Consider the following 16,149-nt stretch of genomic DNA (forward strand, 5'->3'; position numbering starts at 1 on the left):
AGGAGTGAAAAGCGAAACCTCTTTCGCGTCTCCTCCCATACCATCTTCGAATGAAATTATGCCGTTTTTGCAGCGGCATTATCGAGCGCTTTTTGTGCTGCTGCAGCACCGATATTCGCAAAGAAGCGATCTGCAATTTTGCGTGCCACCGAACCGAGAAGTTTCGACCCAAGTTGTGCGATCTTGCCACCGGCATCGCCACGGATCACATAGCTCAGGATCGTGTCATTACCATCTTCAGTCAGTGTTACGTCGGTGTCGCCATGGGCAAAGCCTGCAATCGAGCCTTCACCGCGCCCCGAAATCGTATAGGAGGATGGCGGGTTCATATTGGAAAGCTTGAGAATTCCGTGGAAGCGTACCTTGATAATACCGAGGCTAACTTTAAGCGCTGCACGAATTTCCGTGTCTGAAACTCTTTCCAGATCCTCGCATCCGGGAATGCAGTTTCTCAGTGTTTCAATGCTATTGAGTGCATCCCACACGGCCTGTCGGGGTGCACTAATTTTTTCTTCTCCGACGATGTCCATGTTTTGACTAAACTCCTGATCAACCTAAATTGATGCATATCTCTATATGGAACCACATCAAATGGAAAATTTTGTAATTTAACGGATGCAATTCTCTAATAAACTGCTTAATTATCGGCAATTAAATCGATTTGATTGACTGGGAGTACCATCATGGCAAGAGACACGGCGAAGCTTGAAGCAACGGTCGCAAAGCTGAAGAAACATTGGGCGGAAGCTGCACCAAAAGACATGCGTGCGGCATTCAAAGCCGATCCGGGCCGTTTTGAACGTTATTCGCTGTCGCTTGACGATCTGCTGTTTGACTGGTCGAAGGCCCGCGTCAATGATGAGACCGTTGCACTTCTGACCGAACTTGCAAAGGCTGCTGATGTTGAAGGTCGCCGCGCTGCCATGTTTGCAGGCGAGCACATCAACAACACCGAAGATCGCGCTGTGCTTCATGTGGCCCTTCGCGACACCACGTCGAAGGAAGTTCTGGTCGATGGCCACAACGTCCTGCCGGATGTGAAAGACGTGCTTGATCGTATGGCTGCTTTCTCCGATGGCATCCGTACTGGCGCAATTAAGGGCGCGACAGGCAAGAAGATCGCCGATATTGTCAATATCGGCATTGGCGGTTCCGATCTCGGTCCTGTTATGGCGACGATTGCGCTTTCGCCTTATCATGATGGCCCACGCGCCCATTATGTTTCGAACATCGATGGCGCGCATATTGCCGATACGTTGAATGTACTTGATCCGGCAACGACACTGATCATCGTCGCGTCCAAGACTTTCACCACGATTGAGACCATGACCAATGCGCAGACCGCGCGCAAATGGATCGCGGATGCGCTGGGCGAAGACGCTGTTGGCGCACATTTTGCGGCTGTTTCCACTGCACTCGACAAGGTTGCAGCATTCGGCATTGGCGAAGACCGCGTCTTTGGCTTCTGGGATTGGGTCGGCGGTCGCTATTCGGTCTGGTCGGCGATTGGTCTGCCTGTGATGATCGCGATCGGTGCCGACAATTTCCGCAAATTCCTCGCTGGCGCGCACTCGATGGACGTGCACTTCCGCGATGCACCGCTTGAAAACAACCTGCCAATCTGGCTTGGTTTGATTGGCTACTGGCATCGTGCGATCTGCGATTATTCCAGCCGTGCCGTGATCCCTTACGATCAGCGTCTCGCGCGTGTTCCGGCTTACCTCCAGCAGCTTGATATGGAATCGAACGGCAAGAGCGTGACTGTTGATGGCAAGCCTGTTTCCGGCCCAACTGGTCCGGTTGTGTGGGGCGAACCCGGCACCAACGGTCAGCACGCGTTCTTCCAGCTTCTGCATCAGGGCACTGACACCATTCCGCTCGAATTTATCGTTGCGGCAAAGGGCCATGAAAAGCACCTCGATCATCAGCATGAAATGCTGCTTGCCAACTGCCTTGCGCAGTCGGAAGCGCTGATGAAGGGCCGCACGCTGGATGAAGCCCGCGCACAGCTCCAGTCTAAGAAGCTGCCTGAGGCGGAAGTCGAACGCATTGCACCGCATCGCGTGTTCTCGGGCAACCGCCCATCGCTCACCCTTGTTCACGACAAGTTGGATCCATTTGCGTTCGGTCGCCTGATCGCTCTTTACGAACATCGCGTCTTCGTGGAAGCGCAGATTTTCGGCATCAATGCGTTTGACCAGTGGGGCGTGGAACTTGGCAAGGAACTCGCCACCGAGCTTCTTCCGGTTGTTTCGTGTGCCGAATCTGCTGAAGGCAAAGACGCTTCGACAGTGGGTCTCGTTGCCCATTTGCATGCACGCCGCAAAGCCTGATATTAAGGCAAATCAATAGGGCAAGCCGGGCGCTCTGCCCGGCTTTTTTTGTGCGCATTAATTGGGATGAGAAATGAAGACCGAGATTATCGAGTTTGCCGGCGATGTACCGGGTAACGCCATTGAACTGCGTGTGCTGCGCTTTGCAGGCAAAAACGGCGATGCGCCCACCGCCTATCTGCAATCCTCGCTGCATGGCGGAGAATTGCCGGGGCAGGCTGCTCTTCATTTCTTAGTTCCGATGTTAAAGAAAGCAGCCGAAGAAGGCCGCATTCTGGGTAATATTACGGTTGTCCCACAAGCCAATCCGATTGGCTCGAACCAGTGGCAGGCGCATCAGCACTTGGGCCGTTTCGAGTTTTTCTCGGCGGTTAATTTCAACCGTGCTTTCCCACTGTTGCCGGATTTCAACACGTCTGAATTGCCCGGCCCGGCTGCGCCGGTAGCGCTTGCACAGCGTTTGAAAGCAACGCTTTTGAAGATGGCTCTGGCAAACGACATCGTACTCGATCTTCATTGTGATGATGAAAGCGAAAACTATGTCTATATCGCCAAAGAATTTGTCGAAGACATGAAAGATCTGGCGGTCGCACTCGGCTCGACTGCTATTCTTGCATGGGACACGACGGCAGATGCAGCCTTTGAAGAAGCCTGCGCGCATCCGGTTCTGCAATTGCCAGCCGATAAGCGCAATATGAAGCGTCGCGCCGTTACGACAGTCGAATTCCGGGGCTTAAGCGATGTCTATGCCGATATGGGCAAAGGCGATGCCGAAGGTCTTTACAAGTTCCTCGTCCATCGTGGTGTGATTGTCGACGAAAGTGTGAAGCTCGATCTCGACTACAAGGGCCTCATCACGCCGCTTGAAAATGTGGAAATGCTGCGCGCGCCTGAAGGTGGCATGGTGCTTTATCATGTCGCTCCTGGTGATGTTGTTGAGGCCGGGGCAAAGCTTGTTACTGTTGTCACCAAGCCGGGCGAACCGGAAGGCGACATCACACTGACTGCACCACAGGCAGGGCGTATTCTCACGCGCCGCACGTTGCGCTATGTCCGCCGAGGTGATGATTTGCTGAAACTGCTTGCCGCTAAGCCATCGGCAGTCAAAAAGCGTTCTGGTGCTTTAGAGGCATGAGTTCATTGACTGCTCCTGAGAAATTAAAAACGATTCGTGCCATCCTGTTTGACAAGGATGGAACGCTGATCGATTTCGATAGCACATGGTTTACAGTGTCATGGAATCTGGCACAGCGCACCGCCAATGGCGACGAAAATCGCGCCCGCTCCTTGCTTGATGCTGGCGGCTATGATTGGCAAACCTCGCGCTTCCGCGCCAATTCGGTGATTGCAGCCGGTACGGTCGAAGACATTGTCGAACTCTGGCACCCCGATATTGATGAAGCGGGTTTTAAAGCCAAGGTTAGCGAATTCGATAGTTTTACTGTTGAAGAGGGCGCACGTTCCGCCGTTGCAATTGAAGGGCTACGTGAGACACTACAAACCCTTCGCGAGATGGGTTTTATCCTTGGCATTGCGACTAACGATTCAGAAGCAGGTGCCCATGCGACCGCCAAAGCATTGGGGATCGACCATCTGTTTGATGTCGTGATCGGCTATGACACGGCAGAGCGTCCAAAACCGTTTGCTGACCCACTGCTTTATTTTGCGGAAAAAGTGGGCCTTGAGCCGGGCGCAATCGCCATGGTGGGCGATAATCTGCACGATCTTGAAACGGCACATGCCGCCAAAGCTGGTCTTGCGGTAGGTGTTCTTTCCGGCAACAGTCCGCGCGAAGCGCTTGAGCCTCATGCCGATGTGGTGCTCGATTCCATTGCAGGCTTGCCTGATTTGTTCAGATAAAGCGAAGCGGCCCTCTCATGAAGAGGGCCGTCTTTATCTTAGTCTCTCAACTCACGCCGCAAAATCTTGCCGACATTGGTTTTCGGCAGGGCCTCTCGAAATTCCACTTCGCGCGGACGCTTATAATTGGTTAAGCGCTGTGCGCAGAAGGATTTGACATCCTCTTCCGTCAGGTTCGGATCACGACGCACCACATAAAGCTTCACAACTTCGCCTGAATGCTCATTTGCAACGCCCACGGCAGCAGATTCGACAATGCCGGGATGTTCGGCGGCGACTTCTTCGATTTCATTCGGATAGACATTGAAACCCGAGACGAGGATCATATCCTTCTTGCGGTCCACAATCTTGGTAAAACCGTTTTCATCCATGAAGCCCATATCGCCGGTGCGAAAGAAACCATCGGCCATGATGGCGCGTTCGGTTTCATCCGGCCTGTTCCAGTAGCCGAGCATGACCTGGGGGCCACGCACGCAGATTTCGCCGACATCGCCGAGTGCCAAATCCTTGCCGTCATCATCGCGAATGGCAATGTCGGTTGAAGGCATTGGCAAGCCTATCGTGCCGCTGAATTCAATCGCATCAAGAGGATTGGCCGAAGCGACAGGCGAAGTTTCCGAAAGGCCATAGCCTTCGGTAATGTGGCAACCCGTCATTTGCTGCCAACGTTCCGCGATAGGCCGCTGTACTGCCATGCCACCGCCGAGCGAAAGTACCAGTGGTTTGAAGTTCAGCGCCTTAAAGTCATCATTATTCATCAGCGCGTTAAACAGCGTGTTGAGGCCCGGGAAAATGTGGAATGGATATTTTTGCAGTTCTTTGACAAAGGCCGGAATATCACGCGGGTTCGGAATCAGAATATTGCGCGCACCAAGCTTGATGCCGATCATCGCATTCACGGTCAGCGCGAAAATATGATAAAGGGGCAGTGCGCAAACGAAGTTGAGTTCTTTCGGCTTGCCTTTGTTCTGGAAGGCAACGTCCATCCAAAACTGCATCTGCTCCACATTGGCCAGAATATTGGCATGGCTGAGCATCGCACCTTTGGAAACGCCCGTCGTGCCGCCAGTATATTGCAGAAAGGCGATGTCGGATTTATCGATAGGCACTGGATTAAAAGACTTGGAACGACCCTGCGCCAGCGCATCTTTAAAACGCACATGGTCGGGAATGCTCCATTCCGGCACCAGCTTTTTCACCTTGCGCACCACCAGATTGATGATGTGGCCTTTGAGACCGTGCATGTCTCCCATGGTGGCGACGATGATGTTCGGCACATGGATAGAAGCAAGGGATTTTTGTACGGTCGCTGCGAAGTTTTCCAACACGATCAGTGCCTGTGCACCTGAATCATTCAACTGATGCTGAAGTTCGCGCGGCGTGTAAAGCGGGTTGACGTTAACTACGACGAAACCTGCTTTTAAGATCGCGGCAATTGCCACAGGATATTGCAGGATATTGGGCATCATCACCGCAACGCGGTCGCCTTTGACCAATCCGCGCGATTGAAGCCAGGCTGCGAGCGCGCGCGAATTTTCATCCAATTCCTTGTAGGACATATCTTTGCCCATACAGGTGAATGCCGGTTTATCGGCAAACTGGCGGCATGCGGCCGAGATCATATCTCCAATGGATGTGGATTTGCTGAGATCGATCTCATGCGGAACGCTTTTGGGATAGGATTTGAGCCAGATCTTATCCGAGACAGATATAGCCGATGTCGCTTTACTCGACGTGGTTTTGGTTTCCGCTGCTTTTTTTACCATGCCTTCTCCCCGGATTGCTCCGTCCGTTGTTTGAGCGACAAGCCCGCCACCCTTCTCCCAATTTGCCTGTCCTCAAGAATTGGATAGGCACTTCCTCAAGAATGAATGTGGTCGAGTTTCGTGCTAATCGCAAGACTTACATTGACGTAAGCGTAAATTAAAAGGCGATGCGCCGTCTTTCCCAACTTTTTTGCCCGACCAGCAATCCCCATAAAAAAATCTTATTTTTTCATGTTTGCGCATCACGATGCAGTGAGTGAATGATCTGTATCCGCGTGGGCGCCCTGCTGAATGCTAGGTTTACTGATCTTCTATATGCATGGATTGTATCATTGTTTTGATGGTCTTACCGCCCGATTGAACCAGATCGAAGCTGCGATCACTTCTCATCCATTCATTGAGAAGACCACCCAATATCGCAAGCAGGATTTGTGCGGCTGATATAGATGACCATTCCTTGGAAAGCTCCCCACGGCGCTCCGAAATATCGAGCAAGCCTTTGAAGAGCGACAACACATTGGCGCGTGCTTCTTTTAAATGCTCAACCAGAGGTGCGACTTCTCCGACATATTCGCAACGCTGATGAATGATGGTGAACACGTTCTGCTGGCGCTCGTTGGTGGTAAAAAGCTCCAAGGCTGTCAGGATTGATTGTTCAAGTACATTCAATGGATTGGGGTGATCACAAGCAGCGGCCTGTCTCATAATCTCTTCATGTGGAAAGCACGTGCGGTTAATTATCGCTTGAAAAATGTCCAGCTTGTCTTGAAAATGAAAATAGATCGCGCCACGCGTTACACCTGCATGACAGGCAATTTGCATAAGAGTTGATTGCGTAAGTCCGCGGTCGAGAAAGACGTGTTCTGCAGCGGTCAAAATGGCATCACGTGTTTCTGCAGCTTCGGCTTTCGTTCTTCGCATTCAAGATTCTTTCAATAATTCGGACGTATGAGAGGCCCGTTTTTCCCTTCATAATCGGGGTAACTCATTCGTGATACATAACTTTTGACAATTGACTATAACACTCAATTTCGTATTTACAAACATTCGTGTATGTTTATCTGGCTGCACCATACGACATCAAGGGCAACTCCCACTATGACCATGAACCGTTCCATTCGGCTTTTCGCGGCAGGAGCCGCCTTTTTCATCTTTGCAGGTCAAACTGCATTCGCGCAGGCTCCAGGCGGAGCAATGCCGCCACCACCACCAGTCACTGTTACTGAAATTCAGGCGCAGAATGTTGCAGTTCCCTACGAATACGCCGCTCGCGTCAGCGCTTTTCGTGATGTTCAGGTCCGTGCGCGTGTTGGCGGCATACTCCTGCATCGTAATTTCGTAGAAGGTACGGAAGTCAAAGCTGGCGATCTGCTTTTTGAGATTGATCCGGCTCCTTATGAAGCTGAACTTGCCCGCGCTCAGGCGCAGGTTGCGCAGGCGGAAGCCACCTACCAGCAATCGATCCGTGATGCAGAACGCGCTGAACAACTTGTGCAGCAGAAGGTGCAGAGCACAGCGGTTCGTGATACAGCATTGGCGACGCGCGACCTCAACAAGGCAGTCGTGGCCGCGGCCAAGGCACAGTTGCGCACGGCGGAACTAAACCTCAGCTATACCAAGGTTACAGCGCCCATCAGCGGAATCACCAGCCTTGAGCAGGTTTCCGAAGGCAGTCTTATAGGCAGTGATGCAACGTCGAGCCTGCTTACTTCGATCACCCAGATCAATCCGGTCTATGTCAACTTCTCCTTCACTGACACGGAAGCTGCAGAAATCCGTAAGCTTCGTGCGGCGCGCGGGGCGACGGGGCAAGATGCCGATCGTCTTCGCATCAAGATTTTTTTCGGTGATGGTGAAGCGTATGATCAAGAAGGCATCATCGATTTTACCTCGTCATCGCTTGATACGGAGACCGGAACAATTGGTGCGCGCGCTGTCGTGGACAATCCTGATCAGCGACTGATCCCTGGCCAGTTCGTTCGCGCATCGATTTTGGGCGTGACTATTGATGATGCAATTCTGGTTCCAAAAGCGGCTCTGATGCAGGGCGCACAGGGCCAGTTCGTTTATGTTGTTAACAAGGAAAACATTGCGGAAGTCCGGCCGATCAAGATTGCGCGTGAACTCACCGATGCATGGCTTGTCAGTGATGGTTTGCAGGCCGGTGACCGCATCATCACAGAGGGTGTAATCAAGGCTGCTCCAGGCAAAGCCGTCCAGCCGGTTGAAGCGAAAGCTGCAAACGCAGCAGAAACAGAACAGGCGGCAGACAAGCAATGAATAAGTTCTTTGTCGACCGTCCGGTTTTTGCGGCGGTTATCTCCATCGTCATTGTGATGGCAGGCCTCATCGCGATGCGGATTTTGCCTATCGCGCAATATCCCGAGCTGACGCCGCCGCAGGTTGTCGTCAGTGCGACCTATCCGGGTGCAAGTGCCGAGACGGTAACGCAAACGGTTGCAGCTCCTCTTGAGCAGCAGATCAACGGCGTAGAGAACATGCTTTATATGCAGTCTTCGAGCCTTGGCAGCGGCACCATGCAGTTGACGGTCACCTTCGCTCTGGGCACAGACCCGGATCAGGCAGCGATCAACGTCAACAACCGTGTTCAGCGTGCAACATCCTCGCTTCCGCAGGAAGTGCAGCGTCTTGGCGTAACCGTCGATAAGCGTTCAAGCACAATTCTTGGCATGGTGGCGATGTTCTCGACCACCGATCGCTATGACCGTACTTACGTGGGTAACTATGCACTTCTGAACGTCATTGACGATCTGAAGCGTCTTTCCGGCGTGGGCGATGTCCAGTTGCTCGGCAATATTGAATATTCGATGCGCGTCTGGCTGCGTCCTGATAAGCTTGCGCAATACAATCTGACACCGTCAGATGTTCAGACGGCTATTCAGGAGCAGAATGCGCAGTTTGCAGCCGGTCGTTTTGGTGATCAGCCGGACCCGCAGGCGGGACCGTTCACCTATACAGCGACCACGCAGGGCCGCTTGCCCGATGCGGCAGCTTTCGAAAACATCATTCTTCGTTCTGACAAGAATGCTGCAACGCTTCTTCTCAAAGATGTGGCGCGTGTCGAACTGGGCACCGAAAGCTATCTGGTAGACAGTGCGCTTAATGGCACGCCTGCGGTTCCGATTGCGATCTATCTTCAGCCGGGTGCAAACGCGCTCAATACAATGGAACTCATACAGAATCGTATGGCTGAGCTGAAAACCAGCTTTCCCGCAGGCATAGATTACTCAGTTCCTTTCGATACCACCAAGTTCATTAAAGTCTCGGTTGAAGAGGTTATACACACCTTCATCGAGGCGATTATCCTTGTTGTTCTGGTGGTCTTTATCTTCCTTCAGAATTGGCGTGCAACGCTTATTCCGGTCATCGCGGTTCCGATCTCGATTATCGGAACATTCGCGGGGATGTATGTGCTTGGCTTCTCGATCAACCTCTTGACGTTGTTTGGTCTGGTGTTGGCGATTGGTATCGTGGTCGATGATGCGATCGTGGTGTTGGAAAACGTTGAACGCATCATGACAACCGAAAAACTGCCGCCCCGCGAAGCTGCCATCAAGGCAATGAGCGAAGTGACAGGCCCGGTTATCGCGATTGTTCTCGTGCTCTGCGCCGTGTTTATTCCGGTCGCCTTCATGGGTGGTCTGGTTGGCGAAATGTATAAGCAGTTCGCTGTTACGATTGCGATTTCGGTGACGATCTCGGGTATTGTAGCTTTGACGCTGACGCCCGCACTCTGCGCAATGATCTTGAAGCCCGGCCATCATGAACCGATGCTGCCATTCCGCATCTTCAACCGCTTCTTTGATCGGCTGACGAATGGATATACCGCTGGCGTTCGCTTCTTTCTGAAGCGTGCTTCCATCGGCCTGCTTATTTTTGCAGGCCTGCTGGGTGGCACTTATTATCTCTTTGAAAAGGTACCGAGTTCGCTTCTGCCGGATGAAGATCAGGGCTTCCTGTTCAGTGTGGCTATCCTGCCGCCGGCGGCATCGTTGGAACGCACGAGCGCGGTTCTTCATGAGGCCAGCGAAAATATCCGCAAGCATCCTGCCGTCGAAAGCGTGTTTGAAGTTGCTGGTTTTGATCTGCTCTCAGGCGGTCTGAAAACCAGTGCGGGCACGATGTTCATCATGCTCAAGGATTGGAAAGAGCGCACGACGCCTGATCTTGATGCACGCAATCTGCCTGGTGCAATCATGGGCATGAATGCAGGCATTCAGGATGGTCTGGTTCTGGCATTCAATCCGCCGCCGATTATGGGGCTTAGCACGACTGGCGGGTTTGAACTTTATGTACAGGATCGCACAGGCGGGGGTGTTCAGTCACTGACCAACGCTACTAATCTTTTGGTTGAGGCCGCAAGCAAACGTCCTGAACTCACTGGCGTCCGCACGACATTCGACCCGAATGTACCGCAATATGATATTCAGCTTGACCGTGACAAGGCCAAAGCCATGGGCGTACCGATCAATTCGGTGTTCACCGCCATGCAGGCGACCTTCGGTAGTGTTTACGTCAACGACTTCACGCTTTATGGCCGTAACTATCAGGTCAACCTTCAGTCGGAAGCTGAATTCCGCCGTGATCCAAGTGATCTCAAACATGTGTTCGTGCGTGCAAACTCTGGCAGTATGATCCCACTGAGCGCACTGGTGACGGTGAAGCGTATTGTCGGACCGGATCAGCTGGAGCGCTTCAATGCGTTTAACGCTGCCAAGGTCACAGGCAATCCGGCGCCGGGCTTTACGTCGGGTGATGCGATCAAGGCGATGCAGGAAGTTGCTGCTGAATCCTTGCCGCAAGGCTTCCAGATTGCGTGGACTGGCTCTGCCTATCAGGAAGTCTCGACAAGTGGCAGTGGCAGTCAGGCTATGATCTTCGGTCTGATCATGGTGTTCCTGATCCTTGCTGCGCAATATGAACGCTGGAGCCTCCCACTTGCGGTTATCACGGCGGTGCCCTTCGCTCTGTTTGGTGCGCTGCTGGCAACCGATCTTCGCGGACTAACGAATGACGTCTATTTCCAGATCGGTTTGGTGACGCTCATAGGTCTTGCGGCAAAGAACGCAATTCTGATCGTGGAATTTGCCGTGCTGCAACGTGAAGAGGGTAAGTCGGCGATTGAAGCTGCTGCTGAAGCCGCACGCTTGCGTTTCCGCCCGATTGTGATGACGTCTTTGGCGTTTATTCTCGGTGTGGTACCGTTGGCGATCAGCTCCGGTGCAGGTTCAGCAAGCCGCCACTCAATCGGTACGGGTGTCATCGGAGGCATGTTGGCTGCGACCTTCATCGCAACCTTCTTTATCCCGATGTTCTACAGCTTGATCGCTCGCAAGCCTCCGAAAAAGCGTCCTGATGATACGGCGGTTTCGCAACCCGCGGCAGAGCCTGTCCCGGGCGAGGGAAGTGGTTCGGCACATTGATACTCTTCCTACGCGTCTTCGCTGACTAGCGAAGGCTTGAGAGGAGAGAATGCAAAAAAGCCCCGCTTGATGCGGGGCTTTTTCAAATTATGCTTTGAGTATAATCGCATCTCAAGCATTTTCAGCAAAAGTGCGAAGCGGTTTTACGTGGAATAACCCTATAAAAACAATTAACTAAAGCGTTTCTACTGTGTCTATAAAACAGGGCGCACTGCAGCTGATCACCCTGAGCAGTTAGCTCGAATAGGTCTGATCCCTTATGCAACTACCCTGTTGCTCAGTGGCAGCCTGTCAATGTTCCAGATTCTAGAAATGCACCGCCATGCTCTGGACAATAGCCCAAACAATGATTGCCGCCGGAACCGTAAGGCATGTCAAAAATATGCCGAAGAATACGTAAGTCGCTTCATTCGGGGATTGCTTTGCTTGCGCAGGAGTCTTGTGCCAATGAGTGCTGATGCCTTGGTACATGTATAATTCCTCCTCTTCCTCGATTTTGATTATCGATTAAAAGAAAGATTCTTCAAGTCTAAATAAATATATGGATTTATTGGGGAAATATGATAAAAGCGACACGAAAATTACACGGTGATGGTATATTTTACGTGACTAATTTTCTGTATTCACCCCATAATATTTTGATTTAAAATAATTTTACTTATGTGCTGTAAGTATCGAATAATCGGAAGTTTCAAAAAACACTGAAAACTCAAGCGTCATTCAGCACCTGGGTGCGACAAAATGGCACGAAATTAACAGAGGTTTTAGCGGCAAAAATAGTTCTCTTTCAGCTTTTTAATAAAAGCTGGTGGGGAAATAGCGCAAATAGAGTTCTGTCAGTTTGCCCTGCTGTTGCAAAGACTGAAGAGCATTATTGAAAGCGTTCACCAACGACACATTTTTTTGTGCAACTGCTATGCTCAGGCCAGACCCGAGATACTGCGGCGCAAGATAAGGCCCATCCGTAAAGGCGCAGCAGTCATTTGCTTCTTCGCTCGGAAGCCAAAATGACAGCGCCATTCCATCGTCAAATACGGCAACCACTTCGCTTTTTTGCAACCCTGCCATAAGAGCATTGCGATCTGTATATGGTTTGGCAACGGCCTGTGGGAAATAGGCTTTCAGAAGTTGTTCATGCGCTGTACCTGAAATAATGCCAATATTTTTGCCGCGCACGGCGATGGCCGCAGGATCTGAAAAGCTATTTGTTTTGGTTGTGACAAAGCGGGCGGGCAAACGCATATAAGCGCGGGTGAAACTGAACTTTTCCCGGTTCTGCGAATTGGCACTCAAACCTGCAATAATGGCTTCGGCTTCGCCATTTTGAAGCTTCATTTCCAGCTCGTCCCATGGCACGGCTTCAATCTGGCATATGTCGCCCAATCCCATTTGGCTGCACAGCGCCTTCGCGAGATCGACATTATAACCACTGAGCTGCCCGGCATCATTAAGTGAATTGAAAGGCGGGAAATCGAGCGTTGTTATGAAGCGTAACCTGTTCAACCCCTGCAAAGATGGCAGAGCCAACCGTTCTTTCTGATTAAAGAAGTCGGGTGCCTTGGGTGCGGATTGCGCATTGGCAGGAAGGCTACCCAGAAGCCAACAGGCTGCGACCGCTATGCTGAAAAACTGCAGTTTCATCGATGTTTTATGTAAGCATTATCTTATAATTTCGCGTTAACGAGGGCTTATGAGGTGCGCGCAGGGTGTTGCTATATTGAAAATCTTTAAGCTTGGTCATGATAATGGAGACTCGGATTTTCTTGAAGAATCTTGTTTGTGTTTTAAATAAAATGAAATACATTTCTATATGTGGGTTTATTTAAACAAATCATACATTAGTAAAAATCAGACATCACATTTTAAAACTGATGTAAATCTTAGAGATAATTAATATAATGCAGTAGTAGTGCGGGGGTACTATGAGTAATGGATCGATCGCATTCGATCTGGAGGTATGCACAGCCATATCTGCCAGATTGGAGCGACGCGGCGTGCCGCGTTCTTGCCTGAAACGGGCTTATGAATCTGCTATAATAAATGGGACAAGTTTCTGCGAGGAGGTCCAGCACGAACGCGCTGTTACGGAAACGATGCTTTTCGAGGCCATTGCAGATTATCTGGAACTTCCGTTTACAGAAGAAATTCTGCCATCGCGCATTTTCGTTTCCGATGAGGCTGCATCATCTGTGGTGGAGGTGGGGCAGGCGATGGTTTTGGGCCCCGATGGCTCCAGCTATCTTTACGTTGCGCCCAATGAACGTCGGACGGACCGACTTCTTGAGCAACTGCGCCGGTTTCCAGAATTGCGCGCGCGCATACGGATCTGTACGCACTCACTGTTAAGAAAAATTCTGCGGCAACGCCATCAAAAGGAGTTGATTTCACGAGCGCATTCCATGACGCCGAAGCTTTTTTCCGCATCTCGCGTTCTTGAAACGCCGCAGGCCTTTCTTATTGCGATGGGGCTTTATGCTTTTATTGCCTGCCTTTTTAGCTGGCCAGTACACACCATCCTTGTGCTTCATGGTAGCCTGACGCTGTTCTTTTTGGGTTGTGTCCTCATTCGATTATTTGCTGCGGTTTCAAGCAGCCGGCTCCGTTTGGCGGAGCTGCACCCCATCAACAGACGCAACTTGCCTGTTTATTCAGTTTTGGTTCCGCTTTATCGGGAGCAGGCCGTGGTTGGGCAGTTGATTGCAGCGCTTGATCAGATCAACTGGCCCCGCAGTAAGCTCGATATTAAATTGGTTTGTGAGAAGGATGATTTCGATACGATCGCAGCCATTCGCAATTGTAGACTGCCTAGCAATTTCGACCTTATCCTCGTTCCGAATGGCGGTCCGCGAACGAAACCCAAGGCGCTTAATTATGCTTTGCAGTTTGCACGCGGTGAGATAGTCGCTGTTTTCGATGCCGAAGATCGTCCTCACCCGGACCAACTTCTGGAAGCCTGGCAGGCTTTTGAACGCGAAGGCCCGAAGCTTGCCTGTGTTCAGGCGCCGCTCATTATTGGAAATTTCCGGCAGAATTTGCTGACCCGTATGTTTGCATTTGAATATGCAGCACTGTTCCGGGGGCTGGTGCCGTGGCTTGCGTCACAAGGTCTGGTTATTCCTCTGGGTGGCACATCCAATCATTTTCGCCGCTCGTGTTTGGAGGAAGTGGGCGGATGGGATGCTTATAACGTGACCGAAGATGCCGATCTCGGATTGCGTCTGGCTCGTTTCGGCTATGGAATTGGTGTTATTAGTCGTGGCACAATTGAAGACGCACCAATCGATTTCAGCGTTTGGAATAAACAGCGTACGCGCTGGATCAAGGGTTGGATGCAAACATGGCTCGTACATGGTCGCAATCCTTATAATGCTTCGCGAGAGCTTGGCTGGTGGCGTTTTACAGTCAACCAGATTTACACTTTGGGTATTATAGGCTCGGCGCTTTTGCATCCATTCATGCTGATGACGGTCGCTTTGCTGTTTGCAAGCATGTTGCTTTCTCCACTAACGTCGGAAAATATCTGGCTTCTTCGCATCGATATGGTGAATATCTTGCTGGCCTATCTCAGTTTTTATGTTCTTGGCTCTAAAACCATGGAACCGACTGAATTGAGCGGCTATTTCTACATTCTCGCAATACCCGTCTATTGGGTTTTGATTTCACTCTCCGCTTGGCGTGCCGTTTGGCAGCTGGTGCGAAAGCCACATCTTTGGGAAAAAACCCCGCACCAGCCCAGCTTGTTCTATGTGTCGGATGAAGAGGATTTCGCGATTTTGGATGCAAGAAACTCGGCGCCGCGTCCAATAATGGACTGATCTTCCGGCCCGATGGCTTCAAGATCACGTCCTTCATAGGGCAATGTCAGCAACACGCGCCGGATTGCTGCCAGTCTGGCGCGACGCTTGTCGTTGGAGCGGATGATGGTCCACGGTGCATAGCCGGAGTCTGTTCGCGCCAGCATTGTTTGCAAAGCTTCTGAATAGTCGTCCCACCGCGATATGCCCGCGACATCCATGGGTGAGAATTTCCAGCTTTTGAGCGGGCTGTGGCGACGCTCGTGAAAGCGCTTAAGCTGCATCTCCTGACCAATATCAAGCCAGAACTTGAATAAATGAATACCTTCAGTGACCACCATCCTTTCGAAATCCGGTGTCTCCGCCAAAAATATCTCAAGCTGTTCGGGCGTGCAAAATTGCATGACGCGTTCAACGCCCGCTCGATTATACCAGGAACGGTCGAAGGTGACGAACTCGCCCGATGATGGAAAATGCTGGACATAGCGCTGGAAATACCACTGGCCGCGCTCGGTTTCGGTCGGTTTAGGAAGTGCCACATTGCGCGCGGTGCGGGGGTTCATGAATTGCCGGATCGTAAAGATCGTGCCCCCTTTACCCGCGGCATCTCTGCCTTCAAAGACACTGATTACCCGCCCGCCAGTGCTTTGCAGCCAATATTGCAGCTTGACCAGTTCGATCTGAAGCCGCTCAAGCGTTTCTTCATAATCTTTTGACTTCATTTTTTCGGGATATGGATACCCACCCGATTGCAGCGCTGTGTTCTCAATCCAGTCAGGAAGCTTTGGGTCGTTGATGTCGAATTTGTGCGTATCGCCATCAATTTTGATCTTTAGTGGCTTGTCCGAGAGTTTTGCGGCGTCTTTTTCCATGTTCTTTTTGTTAGCTGTCTTCGAACTGTCACCCACGGCAAGCTCCTTTAGTTTATGAATAAGCGCACTATTAAAAGTGG

The 16,149-nt window shown here is 51.3% G+C and carries 11 protein-coding genes; 6 read left to right on the top strand and 5 right to left on the bottom strand.

The genetic code is table 11. The features are described from left to right. Positions 1-56: 56 nt before the first annotated feature. Complete coding sequence (locus CEV31_RS07210) at positions 57-530, bottom strand: CoxG family protein (RefSeq protein ID WP_094506332.1); 474 nt, start codon at positions 528-530, stop codon at positions 57-59. A gap of 153 nt (positions 531-683) precedes the next feature. On the opposite strand from CEV31_RS07210, the gene pgi reads away from it, so the two are divergent. From pgi to CEV31_RS07225, 3 genes are all read left to right on the top strand, one after another. Beyond that, positions 684-2,333 carry a glucose-6-phosphate isomerase gene (gene pgi, locus CEV31_RS07215; protein ID WP_094506333.1) on the top strand — a complete coding sequence of 550 codons (1,650 nt, stop codon included), beginning with the start codon at positions 684-686 and terminating at the stop codon, positions 2,331-2,333. 73 nt (positions 2,334-2,406) lie between these two features. Next, on the top strand, positions 2,407-3,468 hold the full coding sequence (locus CEV31_RS07220) for a M14 family metallopeptidase (protein ID WP_094506334.1): 1,062 nt from the start codon (positions 2,407-2,409) through the stop codon (positions 3,466-3,468). Beyond that, positions 3,465-4,193 carry an HAD family hydrolase gene (locus CEV31_RS07225; RefSeq protein WP_094506335.1) on the top strand — a complete coding sequence of 243 codons (729 nt, stop codon included), beginning with the start codon at positions 3,465-3,467 and terminating at the stop codon, positions 4,191-4,193. Before CEV31_RS07220 ends, CEV31_RS07225 begins: the two co-directional genes overlap by 4 nt. Positions 4,194-4,231: 38 nt before the next feature. On the opposite strand, the gene CEV31_RS07230 is transcribed toward CEV31_RS07225, so the two are convergent. Both CEV31_RS07230 and CEV31_RS07235 read right to left on the bottom strand, forming a co-directional pair. Further along, on the bottom strand, positions 4,232-5,959 hold the full coding sequence (locus CEV31_RS07230; protein WP_235818047.1) for a long-chain fatty acid--CoA ligase: 1,728 nt from the start codon (positions 5,957-5,959) through the stop codon (positions 4,232-4,234). A gap of 300 nt (positions 5,960-6,259) precedes the next feature. After that, complete coding sequence (locus tag CEV31_RS07235) at positions 6,260-6,880, bottom strand: TetR family transcriptional regulator (RefSeq protein WP_094506336.1); 621 nt, start codon at positions 6,878-6,880, stop codon at positions 6,260-6,262. A 177-nt stretch (positions 6,881-7,057) separates the two neighbouring features. Between CEV31_RS07235 and CEV31_RS07240 the strand changes: the two genes are divergently transcribed. Continuing rightward, entirely contained in the window at positions 7,058-8,239 is a 1,182-nt protein-coding gene (locus CEV31_RS07240; RefSeq protein WP_094506337.1) for an efflux RND transporter periplasmic adaptor subunit, read from the top strand. After that, a complete protein-coding gene (locus tag CEV31_RS07245; RefSeq protein ID WP_094506338.1) occupies positions 8,236-11,403 on the top strand; it encodes an efflux RND transporter permease subunit in 3,168 nt (1,055 codons plus the stop codon). The genes CEV31_RS07240 and CEV31_RS07245 overlap by 4 nt, the downstream gene beginning before the upstream one ends. Before the next feature lie 795 nt (positions 11,404-12,198). Here the strand turns inward: CEV31_RS07245 and CEV31_RS07250 are convergent. Further along, positions 12,199-13,044 carry a transporter substrate-binding domain-containing protein gene (locus CEV31_RS07250; protein WP_094506339.1) on the bottom strand — a complete coding sequence of 282 codons (846 nt, stop codon included), beginning with the start codon at positions 13,042-13,044 and terminating at the stop codon, positions 12,199-12,201. A 281-nt stretch (positions 13,045-13,325) separates the two neighbouring features. Between CEV31_RS07250 and CEV31_RS07255 the strand changes: the two genes are divergently transcribed. Then, positions 13,326-15,218, top strand: coding sequence for a glycosyltransferase family 2 protein (locus tag CEV31_RS07255; protein ID WP_094506340.1), 1,893 nt, complete (start codon positions 13,326-13,328; stop codon positions 15,216-15,218). Here CEV31_RS07255 and ppk2 read toward each other — a convergent pair. Further along, positions 15,146-16,105: a polyphosphate kinase 2 gene (gene ppk2, locus CEV31_RS07260; protein ID WP_094506570.1), complete on the bottom strand. Its 960-nt coding sequence runs from the start codon at positions 16,103-16,105 to the stop codon at positions 15,146-15,148. The two genes, CEV31_RS07255 and ppk2, sit on opposite strands and share 73 nt — an antisense overlap. Positions 16,106-16,149 lie beyond the last annotated feature (44 nt).

Source organism: Brucella thiophenivorans (genome assembly GCF_002252445.1).
Lineage (GTDB): Bacteria > Pseudomonadota > Alphaproteobacteria > Rhizobiales > Rhizobiaceae > Brucella > Brucella thiophenivorans.

Bases quoted from the DNA above. Each gene is read 5' to 3' on its own strand.
- CEV31_RS07245 (WP_094506338.1), top strand. From the start codon at position 8,236: ATGAATAAGTTCTTTGTCGACCGTCCGGTTTTTGCGGCGGTTATCTCC.
- CEV31_RS07240 (WP_094506337.1), top strand. From the start codon at position 7,058: ATGACCATGAACCGTTCCATTCGGCTTTTCGCGGCAGGAGCCGCCTTT.
- CEV31_RS07250 (WP_094506339.1), bottom strand. From the start codon at position 13,044: ATGAAACTGCAGTTTTTCAGCATAGCGGTCGCAGCCTGTTGGCTTCTG.
- CEV31_RS07225 (WP_094506335.1), top strand. From the start codon at position 3,465: ATGAGTTCATTGACTGCTCCTGAGAAATTAAAAACGATTCGTGCCATC.
- CEV31_RS07235 (WP_094506336.1), bottom strand. From the start codon at position 6,880: ATGCGAAGAACGAAAGCCGAAGCTGCAGAAACACGTGATGCCATTTTG.
- CEV31_RS07255 (WP_094506340.1), top strand. From the start codon at position 13,326: ATGAGTAATGGATCGATCGCATTCGATCTGGAGGTATGCACAGCCATA.
- CEV31_RS07220 (WP_094506334.1), top strand. From the start codon at position 2,407: ATGAAGACCGAGATTATCGAGTTTGCCGGCGATGTACCGGGTAACGCC.
- pgi (WP_094506333.1), top strand. From the start codon at position 684: ATGGCAAGAGACACGGCGAAGCTTGAAGCAACGGTCGCAAAGCTGAAG.
- CEV31_RS07210 (WP_094506332.1), bottom strand. From the start codon at position 530: ATGGACATCGTCGGAGAAGAAAAAATTAGTGCACCCCGACAGGCCGTG.
- CEV31_RS07230 (WP_235818047.1), bottom strand. From the start codon at position 5,959: ATGGTAAAAAAAGCAGCGGAAACCAAAACCACGTCGAGTAAAGCGACA.